Source organism: Roseateles oligotrophus, assembly GCF_025717515.1.
Taxonomy (GTDB): domain Bacteria; phylum Pseudomonadota; class Gammaproteobacteria; order Burkholderiales; family Burkholderiaceae_C; genus Paucibacter_A; species Paucibacter_A oligotrophus.
Genome location: NZ_JAJIRN010000002.1, coordinates 623,254 through 637,569, shown reverse-complemented (window position 1 = coordinate 637,569; position 14,316 = coordinate 623,254). Strand labels below are relative to the sequence as shown.

Annotated in this window: 10 protein-coding genes and 1 tRNA gene; 8 read left to right on the top strand and 3 right to left on the bottom strand. The window is 58.3% G+C overall.

The window, feature by feature from the left end; all coding sequences use genetic code 11:
* Positions 1 to 915 precede the first annotated feature (915 nt).
* Positions 916 to 1,005, bottom strand: a tRNA-Ser gene (locus LNV07_RS06105).
* Positions 1,006 to 1,216: 211 nt separating this feature from the next.
* On the bottom strand, positions 1,217 to 2,041 hold the full coding sequence (locus LNV07_RS06100) for a symmetrical bis(5'-nucleosyl)-tetraphosphatase (RefSeq protein WP_263570276.1): 825 nt from the start codon (positions 2,039 to 2,041) through the stop codon (positions 1,217 to 1,219).
* Positions 2,042 to 2,140: 99 nt separating this feature from the next.
* Between LNV07_RS06100 and LNV07_RS06095 the strand changes: the two genes are divergently transcribed.
* From LNV07_RS06095 to LNV07_RS06085, 3 genes are all read left to right on the top strand, one after another.
* Positions 2,141 to 3,445, top strand: coding sequence for a hemolysin family protein (locus LNV07_RS06095; protein ID WP_263570275.1), 1,305 nt, complete (start codon positions 2,141 to 2,143; stop codon positions 3,443 to 3,445).
* Positions 3,442 to 4,194 carry a SapC family protein gene (locus LNV07_RS06090; RefSeq protein ID WP_263570274.1) on the top strand — a complete coding sequence of 251 codons (753 nt, stop codon included), beginning with the start codon at positions 3,442 to 3,444 and terminating at the stop codon, positions 4,192 to 4,194. Before LNV07_RS06095 ends, LNV07_RS06090 begins: the two co-directional genes overlap by 4 nt.
* A gap of 394 nt (positions 4,195 to 4,588) precedes the next feature.
* The gene (locus tag LNV07_RS06085) at positions 4,589 to 5,263 is read left to right on the top strand and encodes an N-acyl amino acid synthase FeeM domain-containing protein (RefSeq protein ID WP_263570273.1); all 675 of its coding nucleotides are present in this window, start codon (positions 4,589 to 4,591) and stop codon (positions 5,261 to 5,263) included.
* A 24-nt stretch (positions 5,264 to 5,287) separates the two neighbouring features.
* Here LNV07_RS06085 and LNV07_RS06080 read toward each other — a convergent pair whose 3' ends face one another.
* Entirely contained in the window at positions 5,288 to 6,106 is an 819-nt protein-coding gene (locus LNV07_RS06080; RefSeq protein WP_263570272.1) for an IclR family transcriptional regulator, read from the bottom strand.
* 183 nt (positions 6,107 to 6,289) lie between these two features.
* Between LNV07_RS06080 and LNV07_RS06075 the strand changes: the two genes are divergently transcribed.
* From LNV07_RS06075 to LNV07_RS06055, 5 genes are all read left to right on the top strand, one after another.
* A complete protein-coding gene (locus tag LNV07_RS06075) occupies positions 6,290 to 7,264 on the top strand; it encodes an MBL fold metallo-hydrolase (RefSeq protein ID WP_263570271.1) in 975 nt (324 codons plus the stop codon).
* 58 nt (positions 7,265 to 7,322) lie between these two features.
* Positions 7,323 to 8,609: a homogentisate 1,2-dioxygenase gene (hmgA, locus tag LNV07_RS06070; protein ID WP_263570270.1), complete on the top strand. Its 1,287-nt coding sequence runs from the start codon at positions 7,323 to 7,325 to the stop codon at positions 8,607 to 8,609.
* Between the two features lie 17 nt (positions 8,610 to 8,626).
* Positions 8,627 to 9,955, top strand: coding sequence for a fumarylacetoacetase (fahA, locus tag LNV07_RS06065; RefSeq protein WP_263570269.1), 1,329 nt, complete (start codon positions 8,627 to 8,629; stop codon positions 9,953 to 9,955).
* Positions 9,956 to 10,173: 218 nt separating this feature from the next.
* Positions 10,174 to 12,837, top strand: coding sequence for a TonB-dependent receptor (locus LNV07_RS06060; RefSeq protein WP_263570268.1), 2,664 nt, complete (start codon positions 10,174 to 10,176; stop codon positions 12,835 to 12,837).
* 138 nt (positions 12,838 to 12,975) lie between these two features.
* A complete protein-coding gene (locus tag LNV07_RS06055; protein ID WP_263570267.1) occupies positions 12,976 to 14,301 on the top strand; it encodes a sugar MFS transporter in 1,326 nt (441 codons plus the stop codon).
* Positions 14,302 to 14,316: the final 15 nt, after the last annotated feature.

The following is a 14,316-nucleotide window of genomic DNA, read 5'->3' as shown; positions in this document are numbered from 1 at the left end:
CGTCTGCTCGTCACCAGCGCCGAGCCTTCGTCAGAGTTTGTTGACGACTTGCGGGGATAAGTTCACTTCGATTCGCCCAAGTTTCAGGGCATCGACGGCGTTCGTTGCGCACCCTCTTAAGGCGCATGCTGGCAGCCCGTAGGCTGCCTCACTGCGCAGATGATGCATTGCTAAGTCTGACTGAAGCCAATCCACTCTGACTGAGCGAATTAGGGAGGTTCCGGCCGAAAACGCATGCCTTGTGCCTCCCACTCCTACTTGTAAAAGCCCATACCACGCTTTGATGAAAAAGCAAAACGTGGCCCATCGGCAAATCAAGCATAACGTGACCAAACGGCCAAATTATGGTTAACGGCACAATTGCGATCTGCAGATGAGCGCCAATCGTAGAGCAAGACTGGCCATACACCGCGCGCGATACTTTCAGAAGGCCACTCGACGTCCTCGATGGGCAGCTTTGCAGCGCAGGCTTGGGATCAAACTGCTGGCCTTGGATGCGAAAGCTTGTGAGCCTGAACTTAGCAACTCCTGCTTGTTCCAGCAACAGGCCAATTGGTAAATCTGCAGCCCATAGGTGTTTGCTTGGCGAAAAGAAGTTGGGCGCTCCGCTCGCTTAGCCCACTTTGTAGAAAACAAAATGTGGCGCATCACACGTTGATGCCATAGCCTGTCTTTTCAGAGAAGGTATGGGTAACGATACGTGTAGCCACAAGTCCTATGCGGGCCAAGTTGCTCGCAATGCCTGGACATGGTGTGGCACAGAGGTTCTTCTGGGGCGGTGAACGCTACCAGGGCCTAGGGGTCCAAATATGCTTATTTAACCTTGGACTTGCACATGCGAAATAAACCTAATCCTTGCATTCGATGCAAGGATTAGGTTTAAGTCACAGACCAATGGTCGCATTTTTGTATTTTTGGCGGAAGCTGTGAGATTCGAACTCACGGAGGGGATAAACCCTCGCCGGTTTTCAAGACCGGTGCCTTAAACCGCTCGGCCAAGCTTCCTGTAACTTTCAATTCAACTGTGCCAGCGACAGATCGCCGGTTTTGCCTGCGCTCACATCGCTGTCGCGATATGAGCTTCTGCGCAATCGCCGCCAAAGCGTCGATTGAGCAAGACCGGTGCCTTAAACCGCTAGGCCTTGCTTCCTGTAACTTTTTTGCTGCTTCAACCCTGAATCGTTTTCAATTCATTGCCCGGAGCAAGGGCGTGATTCTAGCCCGGCTTTTGAGCTTGTTCGCATTTCACCGAAATCAACTCTAAGCACTGCCCGTTTTCAACCCTCGCCGCCGTGAGGCGCCCACCCCAGACGCAGCCGGTGTCCAGCGCAAGCAAGTCGGGTCGGTGCAGCAACCCAAGCGTCGACCAATGACCAAACGCGATCGGCACACCGGCGGTGCGTCGGCCTGCCACATCAAACCAAGGCAGATGGCCGGGCGGCGCATCATCGGCGCCGTCCTTGGTTTTGAAATCCATCTGCCCTACGGCGTCAACAAAACGCAAACGGGTCAGGGCGTTGACGACGCAGCGCAATCTTGCTGTGCCACCCAGATCGTCCCGCCAACTCGCTGGCTCATTGCCATACATCTGCTGGATAAAGTCACCCCAGTTCGGGCCGCGCAGTACCGCCTCGAGTTCGCCGGCCAGGGCCAGCGTTTGTTCCCGCGTCCACTGCGGCAGCACGCCCGCATGCACCATCAACCAGCCTTGCTCATAGCAGGCCATGCGCTGCTGGCGCAGCCAATTCAAGAGGGCGCCGCTGTCCGGGGCCTCGAGGATGTCCTGAGCGGTATCGCTTCGGTGGGCTTTCTTGCTGCCATGCGCAATTGCCAGCAGATGAAGGTCATGATTGCCCAGCAGACAGGTGGCCGAGCCCTCTAGGCCAATCAATAGTCGCAGCGTGGCCAGTGAGGCGGGCCCCCGGTTGACCAAATCACCGAGCAGGTAGATATGGTCGCGTGAGGGGGAGAAATCAATTTTGGCCAGCAGCCGTTCGAGTGCGTCGCAGCAGCCTTGCAAGTCACCAATCAAATAATTCATATCGGGATTGTGCGGCTTCCATCGTCATGGCCTTCTGCTACGCTTGCGGCCTCTTGCTTTTTGTACGCGCATATCGAGGGTTAACCCTTTGCGCCCCCAATGGATACTGCCTTACTTATCTTCCTGCTGTTCTTGAATGCTTTCTTTGCGATGTCGGAAATGGCTTTGTCGGCCAGCCGCAAGGCAAGGTTGCAAGTATTGGTAGAAGCAGGGGAACCCGGGGCTCGTGCAGCCATGGACCTGCACGACAACCCGACCAAGTTTCTTTCGACGGTGCAGGTCGGTATCACTTCGATCGGGGTGTTGAACGGCATCGTCGGCGACGCTGCCTTTTCGGGACCTTTGGCGCATTGGCTGGGTGAAAAATTCGGCCTGCATGACCGGGCGGTTGAGATCGCGGCGACGGCCATGGTGGTGATGATCATCACCATCGTGACCATCATATTCGGCGAACTGGTGCCCAAGCGGATTGGCCAGATCTACCCGGAAACTGTCGCCCGACGAGTCGCTCCGGCGATGAATTTTTTGTCTGCGGCGGCTCGACCTTTGGTGAAATTTTTGAGCTTCAGTACCGAGACTATTTTGGGCCTGATGGGGCAGGGCGGGCGGGTCCAGCGCGGTGTGACCGAGGAAGAAATTGCCGCCAGTTTGGACGAAGGCCGTGAGGCCGGCGTGATCGAAGAGCATGAGCATCAGATGGTGCGCAATGTGTTCAGGCTGGATGAGCGCGAAATCGGCTCGATGATGATTCCTCGTGGCGAAATTGCTTGGCTCGATGTCACCGACACGCCGCAACAGGTGTTGGAAGTCTTGCGCGGCCATGGCTACAGCCGCTATCCGGTCTGCCGTGAAGGTTTGAACGAAGTGCTGGGCATCGTGTCGGCGCAGGTGCTCTTGCAGCGGGCATTGAGTGGTGCGCCCTTGTCCTTGTCCGAGGATTTGGAGGTGCCGGTATTCGTGCCCGAGACGCTTTCGGGCATGGAGTTGCTGGAGCAGTTCCGGGTCTCGGATGCGCCCTTGGTATTTGTCGTGGATGAGTACGGCGAGGTGCAGGGAGTGATCTCGGTGCGCGACGTGTTGGAAGCAATCGCGGGCGAGTTCAATGCGCCCGGTGATGGTGATGCCTGGGCGGTACAGCGCGAGGATGGGAGTTGGCTATTGGATGGCCTGATTCCGGTCCCTGAGTTGAAGGACCGCCTGGAGCTGAAAGAGCTACCCGAGGAGGATCGTGGGCGCTACAACACCCTGGCCGGCATGGTGATGCTGCTGCTGGGGCGTTTGCCGCGTACGGCCGATGTGGTGGAGTGGAATGCTTGGCGATTCGAGGTCGTGGACCTGGATGGCAAGCGTGTTGACAAAGTGTTGGTCAGTCGTCTGACCGTAGATGGAGAGAGTGAAAAATGAGTGCAAGCCCTATGTTGTATGGCAATTTGACGCCGTTGGACCGAGTTGCGCATAAGAATCTGCGCCTCAATACGGAACTGCCGACGCTGGACCGCGTGAAGGGCATGAACTCCTTGTTCCTGGCCGTGGTGGAGTTCGCTGAAGCCTGCAAGGAGTACCCCATCGTGTTCGTCCGCGTGGGCGAGCCGCCGGCCGAGGGGGCCAAGCCCGTGGTCGCACCTTTGGCCGTGTTGGGCCTGAAGCCGGCCAGCAACCTGTTCCTCAAGGAAGGCAAATGGACCGGCAATTACGTGCCCGCCTATCTGCGCCGTTACCCCTTCGCGATGGCTCGCCTGGAGCAAGACTCCGACACCATCGCCGTGTGTTTTGACAGCGAATGGGCCGGTTTCTCTGAGACCGAAGGCACCTCCTTGTTCGCCGCCGATGGCCAGCCGACCGAGTTCTTGCTGAATGCCAAGACCTTCCTGGAAAACTTCGAGCAAGAGTCCGAGCGTACGCGGGCCTTCTGCCAGATGCTGGTGGAGCTGGACCTGTTGCGCGATATGCGTTTCGAGGCGACCTTGGCCAGCGGCGAGAAAATCGATGTCGAAGGCTTCTTGGCCGTGGATGAGCAAAAGCTGGCCGAATTGGCCGATGCCAAGGTGGTTGAGTTGCATCGCAATGGCTTGCTGTCCTTGCTGGAGATGCACCGTGTCTCGATGGGCAATATGAATCGCTTGGCGAGCCAGGAAGCCAGCGCTGCAGTCTGATTGCCACTTGAATTGAGGCCCTTTTCGGGGCTTGGCATTTGAGTTCTGACGAGTCTTCGGGAGCGGGCTCGTCGTCGTTTCTGCATGCCTAGTTTGGGTCGCAGGAGGAGTGTTGCCTTGGCTTGCGCAAGAAAGGCGTTGTGGCAACTTCAAAAGCGGTTCTCGAGGCATCGCCGATTGGGTCGGGTCTATTCGGAAGAACCATGTTCGCGGCCTGTATCAAGGCGCGACAAATGCGCTTGTTTTATCCCTAGGTTCTACCTGGGAGTTTCCCTTGGGCATCGGTTTTCAATCGTAACGGTCTGTTTCGGCGTGAATTTGTCACAAGTATTTCGATAGACTCGCATCGTTGCAGTTTTCACCCCGAGGCGGGTGATTGACACGAGGATTGATGATGTATATGAATTCCGGCTCCTTTGGGCTACCTTCGCAGCTTGCTATCGGTCCGGCAATTCGCACCGCTGAGGCTTGGCATTACCCAGATGCTCATGGTTTGGTGGCAAGGCGCTACGCTGAGCGTGGCTACATCAGCAGTGATCTCAGCACCCATGCTGATGGGTCGGTGGTGGTTTGTTCGGCCTTTGAAGGTCCGGCTACGGTGGGTACGATTGCCGTCCGATACGATTCGGCGCAAGGGCTGAATGCCGATACGGTATTTGCTCCCGAGCTGTGTGAGCTGCGGTCTCGTGGTCAGCGCATGTGCGAGTTCAGCCGCTTGGCGCTGGATCAATATGTCAACGACAGCAAGTCCTTGCTTGGGCGTTTGTTTCACTTGGCCTATTTGCATGCCCATCGCTTGGGAGGGGCTGAGTTGGCGGTGATTGAGGTCAATCCTCGGCACGTAGCGTTCTACCGGCGTATGTTGGGTTTCAAGGTTTGCGCCGAAGCCAGACTCAATCTACGCGTCAACGCACCGGCGGTCTTGATGGCAATTGACTTGTCATACATGGCCGAACAGATCCGCGCCTTGGGCGGCAGCGCGTCCAGTACGGCAGTGACACGCTCGTTCTACCCACATTTCTATGGTGCGGGCGATGAGGCAGCCATATTGTCCAAGCTGCGCCAGTAGCACTGGGCCGCACGCAGGCCGAGATCAGGCTTGCGTCTGCTCGCGCCAGCCCAACTGACGCGATAACTCCGTGCCGGCTCGTTTCAGCGCCATAGCAATGTCGCCTTTCAGGCTCAAATCAAAGCTGCCGGTCGGGCCTATGGAGGCCAGGCTCAGCACCATGCGCCCTTGGTCATCGAAGACCGGTGCTGCAAGGGCGCTGACACCAAGCAGGACATCATCTTGTGCGCTGGCGATACCGTCCGCACGCGCTGTGGCCAGCAAGGCGGCTAGTTGTGCGTCAATTTTCGGCGCCGCCCCGGCCTGTTGCAGGGTTGCTTCCGTCGCCAGGGCGGCCAGCACGATTTCTCGGGGTAGGTGCGCGGCAAATAGTCGTCCCGATGCGGTGCCCCTGAGGCTCATCACAGTCCCGTGCCGCATGCTGATGTGAACGGGGCTGGGTGCCTCGGCCACGCGCACAATCGTTGGCCCCCGGCTACCCCAAACTGAAATCGCGACCGTGTGACCCAGTTGCGCGGCCAACTCTTCGATGCGCGGTGTCGCCAGTCGCACTGGATCGTATTGCTGCAGACTGATCAGGCCAAGTTGCAGCGCCAGCGGCCCCAAGCCATAGCGACCACTTGCTGCTTCTTGTTCGACCAAGCCCAGTTTGATAAAACTGACCAAATACGGGTGAGCCTTGGCGGGCGCCATGGCGGCTTCACGAGCCAAATCCTTGAGTGCCAAGGGGCGCCCCTGATGCACGAGGGCCAACAGCAATTGGCCGCCGACTTCGATGCTTTGAATGCCGCGCGGGCCTCCGCGCTCATTGATATCTGTCGATGGAATGGCTGTGCTCGTCATGGTTGGGCATTAGAACCGAATATTCATCGCTGGCGCAAAGCCGCCTTGTTGTGAAAATTCGCCATGGACAAATCAATTTGACTTTGGTTAAATGCTTGGCCTGACAAATCGGCGGCCAGGATCAGTGTCTCTTCCGCGTACATTCAGCATCCGAGCCCCTTTCGCCTCATTTTCAAGCCCCATATGACCCCAAGCAACAAGACCTTCGCTTCCCAGGCCGACTTGGAGGTCAAGCGAGTGAGCTTCGACAAGCTGTCCGAGCACGCCTATGCCTACACGGCCGAGGGTGATCCCAACACCGGCATCGTGATTGGCGACGATGCGGTGATGGTGATCGACACGCAGGCCACGCCGGTGATGGCGGCCGACGTGATCCGGCAGATTCGCGAAGTCAGCGACAAGCCGATCAAATATGTGCTCTTGAGCCACTATCACGCGGTGCGTGTGTTGGGGGCTTCGGCCTATATGGCCGAGGGCTGCGAGCAAATCATTGCCAGTCAAGACACCTATGACCTGATCGTCGAGCGGGGCGAGCAGGACAAGGCGAGCGAGATCGGCCGCTTCCCGCGCCTGTTCAGCAATGTGGAGTCGGTGCCGCCGGGTTTGACTTGGCCGACCCTGACCTTCAGCGGCAAGATGACGCTGTGGCTGGGTAAGTTGGAAGTGCAGATCTTGCAACTCGGACGAGGCCACACCAAGGGCGACACGGTGGTCTGGTTGCCACAAGACCGGGTTTTGTTCTCCGGCGACTTGGTCGAATTTGACGCCACCCCTTATGCCGGTGATGCCTATTTTCAAGACTGGCCGGCCACCTTGGACCGGCTGGCGGCGTTGAATCCCGCCAAGCTGGTGCCCGGCCGAGGCGCCGCCTTGCAAACGGCCGAACAAGTGGCGGCCGGCCTGCAAGGCACGCGGGCCTTTGTCAGCGAGTTGTACGCGAGCGTCAAGGCCGGTGCCGAGGCGGGCCAAGATTTGAATGCGGTCTACCGCGCCACCTATGCGCGCTTGGCTGAAAGCTATGGCCATTGGGTTATCTTTGCCCATTGCATGCCCTTTGATGTGACACGTGCTTTTGACGAGGCCAGCGGTCACGCCGATCCGAGCATCTGGACGGCCGAGCGTGATGTGGCCATGTGGAAGGCGCTGGAAGGCGTGTGAGTCACCGCCCGGTCGACTCGGACCTTGTCCACTTCGAATATTCCAACTTGAGTGTCTTATGACTGACTTGAACTACCTGGCCGGTTTCGGCAATCAACACCAGAGCGAGGCCGTCGCAGGCAGCCTGCCGATCGGACGCAACAGCCCGCAGAAAGTGACGCATGGCCTTTACGCCGAACTGCTGTCCGGCAGCGCCTTCACCGCGCCGCGCAATGAGAATCTGCGCAGCTGGCTGTATCGCCGCCAGCCCTCGGTGGTGGTCGGAGGTTTCCAGCCGCTGGCCCATGCCTTTTTGCGCAGCGGCGCGCGTGAGGGTCAGGTCTCGCCACCCGACCCCTTGCGCTGGGCCCCGATCGCCATGCCGGCCGAGCCTACCGACTTCATCGACGGCCTGCGCACGATGGCCGTCAACGGCGATCCGGATGCGCAGATGGGCATCGCCACGCATTTGTATGTGGCCAACCAGAGCATGGAGCGCCGCGCTTTTATCAATGCCGACGGCGAGATGCTGATCGTGCCGCAGCAAGGTGTGCTGACCATCACGACCGAGTTGGGTCTGCTGGAAGTGGCGCCCGGCGAGATCGCCTTGCTGCCGCGTGGCATGGCCTTCAAGATTGGCGTGGACGGCCCGGCGCGCGGCTATATCTGCGAGAACTACGGTGCCGCTTTCCGCCTGCCCGAGTTGGGCCCGATCGGCTCCAACGGCTTGGCCAATGCGCGGGATTTCTTGGCCCCGGTGGCCGCCTTCGAGGCCGCGCCGGGTGCTTACGAGATCGTCAAGAAGTACGGCGGCAGCCTGTGGCGCGCGCAGCAGCAGCACAGCCCCTTCAATGTGGTTGCCTGGCATGGCAACCTGACGCCGTACAAGTACGACACCAAGCACTTCATGACAATCGGTTCGATCTCCTTTGATCACCCCGATCCGAGCATCTTCACCGTCTTGACCTCGCCGTCGGACACCGCCGGCTGGGCCAATTGCGACTTCGTGATCTTCCCGCCGCGCTGGATGGTGGCCGAGGACAGCTTCCGTCCGCCCTGGTATCACCGCAATGTGATGAGCGAATACATGGGCCTGGTGCTGGGCCAGTACGACGCCAAGCCCGAGGGCTTCAAGCCCGGCGGCTCCAGCCTGCACAATGCCTATGTGCCGCATGGCCCCGACACCGAGGCCTTCAGCAAGGCCTCCAATGTTGAGTTGGCGCCGCACAAGCTCGACAACACCTTGGCCTTTATGTTCGAAACCCGCTGGCGCTTGTTGCCGACCGAATTCGCGCTGCAGGGCGGCGCACTTGAAGCCAATTACGCCGCCTGTTGGGACGGTTTGACTGACAACTTTGACCGATAACTTCCAGGAATAAATCCATGAGCCTGCTTGACCATACCCACAACCCGGACGCGCAGAGCTGGGTCGCCAGCGCCAATGCGCCCATCGCTCCGGATTGCGACTTCCCCTTGCAGAACCTGCCCTATGGCCTGTTCCGCCGCGCAGGCTCGAACGAGAACGCCCGCGTCGGCATCGCCATCGGCGACCAGATCCTTGACCTGCGCCTAGCCGCAGCGGCAGGGCGCTGGAGCTCGGCCGTGCAGGTCTTGTTGCAACCCTTGGCCGACGGCGATCTGAACAGCTTCATGGCCCAATCCGCCGCCAAACGCCGGCAATTGCGCCATGCCTTGTTCGATGCGCTGCTGGAAGGCTCCAAGCAGCAGGCCGCACTGACCGCCTGCCTGCTGCCGCAAGCCCAGGCGCAGATGGCCGTGCCCTGCCGCATCGGCGATTACACCGACTTCTACACCGGCATTCACCATGCCACCACGGTCGGCAAGTTGTTCCGTCCGGATAACCCATTACTGCCCAACTACAAATGGGTGCCGATTGGCTATCACGGCCGCAGCAGCTCGATTGGGGTCAGTGGCAGCACGGTGCGCCGCCCCTTGGGTCAGCTGATGCCGCCGGGCGCCGAAGCGCCGGTGCGCGCGGCCTGCAAGCGGCTCGACCATGAGTTGGAGCTGGGCCTGTTTGTGGCCGGCGGCAATGAACTCGGTGAGCCCATCCCTATGGCTGAGGCGGACGAGCATATGTTCGGCGTCACGCTGCTGAACGACTGGTCGGCGCGCGATATGCAGGGTTGGGAATACCAGCCGCTGGGCCCCTTCCTGGCCAAGAACTTCGCCACCACGATCTCGCCCTGGATCGTCTCGATGGACGCGCTGGAGCCGTTCCGGATTGCCTTTGCGCATCCGGCCAGCGACCCGCAGCCGCTGCCTTATCTCGATTCGGACAAAAACCGCAGCGAGGGCGGCTACGAGATCGAGCTGGAGGTCTGGCTGCAGACCGAGGCGATGCGCACCGCCGGCGAGCCCGCCACGCGCCTGATGCGCAGCAACTTCAAGCATGCGTATTGGACCCTGGCGCAGATGCTGACCCATCACGCCAGCAATGGTTGCAATCTGCAGCCGGGTGATTTGTTGGGCACCGGCACCCAGTCCGGCCCCGAAGCCAGCGAGGGCGGGTCGATGTTGGAGCTGTCAAACGGCGGCAAGCAAAGCCTCACTTTGCCTAACGGCGAGACGCGTGCATTCTTGGCCGACGGCGACTGCGTCAGCCTGCGCGCCTTTGCAGTTAGGGAAGGCGCACGCCGGATCGGTTTTGGCGAATGTTCGGCCACCGTGGTGCCCGCGCCGTCGCTCTGATCGGCGTCTGAAAACGGGTGGATTCTGATCGGGAGATCAGGGTCTACCCGAGCTGGCGGCGGCCCCAATCTTGCGTGGCCGGCTTGCTTTGTAACTTGCGTGCAATGAAGTCCAACAAAACGCAACGGCGCGCTCCAAAGCCCGCTTGAGCCGCTAAATTGCGGCCTCGAACAGATTTATCCAAATCCCTTCGTCTACAAATTCAAACGGAGTCAAACATGTCCCAGCCAGTTTTCAAGCAGAAACTTCTGCCCAGCCTTATCAGCCTGATGTTGGGCGCTACGGCGTTCCACAACGCCAGCGCCGCCGATGAAGCCCCTCAGGCGGCAGCCGCGTCGACGGCCGCCGCCAGCAAGAATGCCGAGCTGGAAACGGTTGAGATTCGCGGGATTCGCGCGACGCTGAACAAGAACATCGTGGAAAAGCGGGAGTCCTCCGCCATCATCGATTCGATCTCGGCCGAAGATGTGGGTAAGTTCCCGGACAAGAACGTTGCAGACTCGCTGCAGCGAGTGCCTGGCATTTCGGTGGATAGAACTTGGGGTGAGGGTCGCGATATTTTTGTACGCGGCACCGACAAGAACCTGAACATGACCCAGTTGAATGGTCAGTCTGTCTCTTCGGCTTACTGGTGGAAGAATGACAAGCAAAGCCGTGGCTTCAACTACGACGTCCTGCCGTCGGAAGTGATCGGTAGCCTGGATGTCTACAAGAGCCCGATGGCCGACCTCGATGAAGGCAGCATCGGCGGCTTGGTGAACGTCAAAACCCGCAAGCCCTTGAGCTTCAAGGATCAGTTCACTGCGCAAGGTTCCGTTGAGGCAACCTATAGCAAGCTGCCCGGTAAGACCGATCCGCAATTTGCCGGTTTGTTGAACTGGAAGAATGAAGGCAAAACCTTCGGCGTTCTGTTGGCGCTGAGCGAGCAAAAGCGCACCTTGCGCCGCGACGGCTTGGAGAATTTCCTGTGCAGCTGCAGCTATGTTGACGTCGTGGACCAAAAGGGTGCGGTCACCAAGGCGCCTTACGCGCCTTGGGGTGGCGGGTCTGCGATCTTCCGCCAAGATCGTGAGCGCACGACCGCTACTGCGACCTTGGAATTCAAGCCGGTCCGCGAGGCCGACATTGTTCTGAATTATCTGAATTCAGACATGAAGATGAATAACAGCAACCAGAACTATCTGTTCCTGGGGACAGGCGCCGATGACTTGGCCGGCACAGGAAAAATCAACGTGACCGACCCCAAGTTCATTTCGACTTCGGACGGTAAGCAGTCTTTGGTGGGCGGCACCCTTCAAAATGGAACTGCGGCCTTTGAGCCCATCTATCGCGAGTCCTTTATTCGCTCTAGCGTGTTGGATCTAGATGGTACTTATTCTGGCAATGGCTGGCAGCTTCATGGCCAAGTTGGCAGCACCAAGGCAGAGGGCGGCAGCGACCACGACCGCAACCTGCCTTTCCTCAATGCCGCCGGGCAGGGTCAGGCCGTCCTCAGTCTCGCTAAAGACCAATTTGAGTGGAAGTACCTCGGTTTGAATCCACTTGATCCAAAGGCGATGACGCTGGCTTTGGCAAGCCCAATGAGCGGCTCTTCGCCGCGTGACTGGGTTCGCAAAATGGAGAGCAAGGAGAACTATGCTCAGGCCGATTTGACCTATGACCTGAATGGCTCTTTCATCAACGACATCAAGGTCGGCATCAAGTTCCGTGATGCGGAAGTGAAAAACAATCGCACCATCGGGACTTTCGATACGACCAAGGCCACTTGGGTGCCGATCAGCTTGGCCGACATTTCTTCTGGCCCGTCGCCCATGTTGAGTCAGGCTGCGGCGACGGCTGGCTCTTTGACCCAATACGCTTGGGTTGATGACAGCAAGGTACAAAAAGTCTTTGATATGTATGCCAAGGGCTTTGTCTATAAACAATACACACCGGAGTACTACAAAATCTCCGAAAAGATCACGGCCGCCTATGCCAAAGCCGACTATGTGATCGACAAGTTTCGCGGTGATTTTGGTGTTCGCTTTGTCCGTACACAACAAACCTCGGAAGCCTATCAAGGCGTGGCGGGTACGCCCGGCTATGCAATTGGCAGCGTCGCTCACAACTACAACAATGTGCTGCCCAATTTCAACGGTGTCTATCAGCTGCGCAAGGATCTTTATTTGCGCGGTGCCGTCTCGCGTGCAATGGCGCGCCAAAACTACAGCGATTTGAGCGCCACCACCGAAATCAACGGAACCGGCAATGGCGCGACGGCAGGCAATCCATTGTTGAAACCGATCTTGGCAAATCAGGCTGAGTTTGGCGCTGAATGGTATTTCGCAGATGCTTCGCTGTTGTCGGCGACGGTGTTCACCAAGCAACTGGATACCTTTGTCTACACCACGACGAAGCAGGAGGGCAATCTGCAAGTCAAACGTCCGCATAACGCGGATAACGGCGCGAAGATCAATGGCCTTGAACTGCAATGGCAACAGCCTTTTGGTCGCACGGGCTTCGGTTCGGTGGTCAATTACACCTACACCGATGCCACAGCCGGTTCGGTGGATGGCAAGCCGGCTCTGAAGGTTTCAGGCAACTCCAAGAATCAGTTGAATGCCAGCGCCTTCTATGAGCAAAACGGCATCAGCTTGCGTATCTCCTACAACTACCGTGACAAGTCCTACGGCGAACTGACGGATGGCGGCCAGGCAGTGACGAGCGCCTATGGTCAGTGGGATGCCTCAGCCGGTTGGGATATCACACCGAAGATCAGCCTGTACGCGTCGGCTGTGAATCTGACCAATGAGGTGGTCAAACGCAATACGACCGATGGTTTGCCATTGGATATTTATGAGAACGGCTCGCGCTATACGGTCGGCCTGCGTGCCAAGTTCTAAGCGGTGTCGATTCAATAGGACCTGAGGTTCTTCAGGTCTTTTGATGAAAGAGAAAAGCCTCCCCCCGGAGGCTTTTTTGACACCGGCTTATGCCTAATTTTCAAGTATCGATGAAGGCAAAGTAAATTGGACTCCGTCATGAATCAAAAAAATCAAACGGCGGGGCCATCGACATCCAAGGATGTGGTGGTCGCCATGCTGTTCATCAGCCTCTTGTTCTTTATCCTGGGTTTCGCCACTTGGTTGAATGGCTCGCTGATCCCGTTCCTGAAGATCGTTTGCGATCTGAATAATTTCCAGGCGCTCTGGGTCACCTTCGCTTTCTACATCGCCTACACGGTGATGGCCCTGCCTTCGGCCGCGGTCTTGAGCCGGATCGGCTACAAGAATGGCATGACGGCGGGCTTGGGCGTTATGGCCGTCGGTGCGCTGCTGTTTATTCCGGCCGCCAGGTCGAGCTATTACGGTTTGTTCTTGCTGGCGCTGTTTACCTTGGCGACCGGCATGACCTTGATGCAGACCGCCATCAATCCCTATATTGTTTGCATCGGTTCGCGTGAGAGTGCGGCCATGCGCATCAGCATCATGGGTTTGTTCAACAAGGGTGCCGGCATCATCGTGCCGCTGGTGTTTTCGGCGGTGATTCTGTCCGGCATGGACAAGTATTCCGACGCGGCTCTCGCTGCATTGGATCAGGCCGGCAGGACCGCGCTGCGCGGTGAGTTGTCGGAGCGTTTGGTCTTCCCTTATGCCGTGATGGCGGCCGGTTTGCTGATCTTCATGGTCATCATCCATTTCTCCTCCTTGCCGGAATTGAAGGTGGAAAAAGAAGATCAGAGCCAAGCGGTCACCAAATACGGCGTGTTGCAGTTTCCTCAACTGGTGTTGGGCGCCTTGGCTTTATTCGCCTATGTCGGCGTTGAGGTGATTGCCGGCGACACGATTGGTCTGTATGGCCATCAGTTGGGCGTGCAGAACTTTGCGGTCCTAACCTCCTACACGATGGGATTCATGGTGCTGGGCTATTTGCTGGGCGTGGTGGCCATCCCGAAGCTCATGTCGCAAATGGCGGCTCTGCTCTTGTCGGCCGTTAGCGGGATTGCTTTCACCGTCGGCGTGGCGCTGAGTTCGGCGACCGATACCGGTCTTGCGCAAGCCTTGGTGGGTTGGGCCGGTGTGCCTGTGGTGCCGAATACCGTGATGTTCCTGGCCTTGCTGGGCTTTGCCAATGCGCTGGTCTGGCCGTCGATTTGGCCGCTGGCGCTGGAAGGTTTGGGCAAGTACACGGCCAGCGGCTCGGCGATTCTCATCATGGGCATTGCCGGCGGCGCCTTGCTGCCCATGCTGTATGGCCGCTTTGCCGACGCGGGCAGCTCCCAAGCCGCCTATTGGATGATGCTGCCTTGTTATGGGTTGATTCTGTTTTATGCCTTGTACGGGCACAAGATGCGCAGTTGGAAGTAAGTGTTGAAAAAGGCG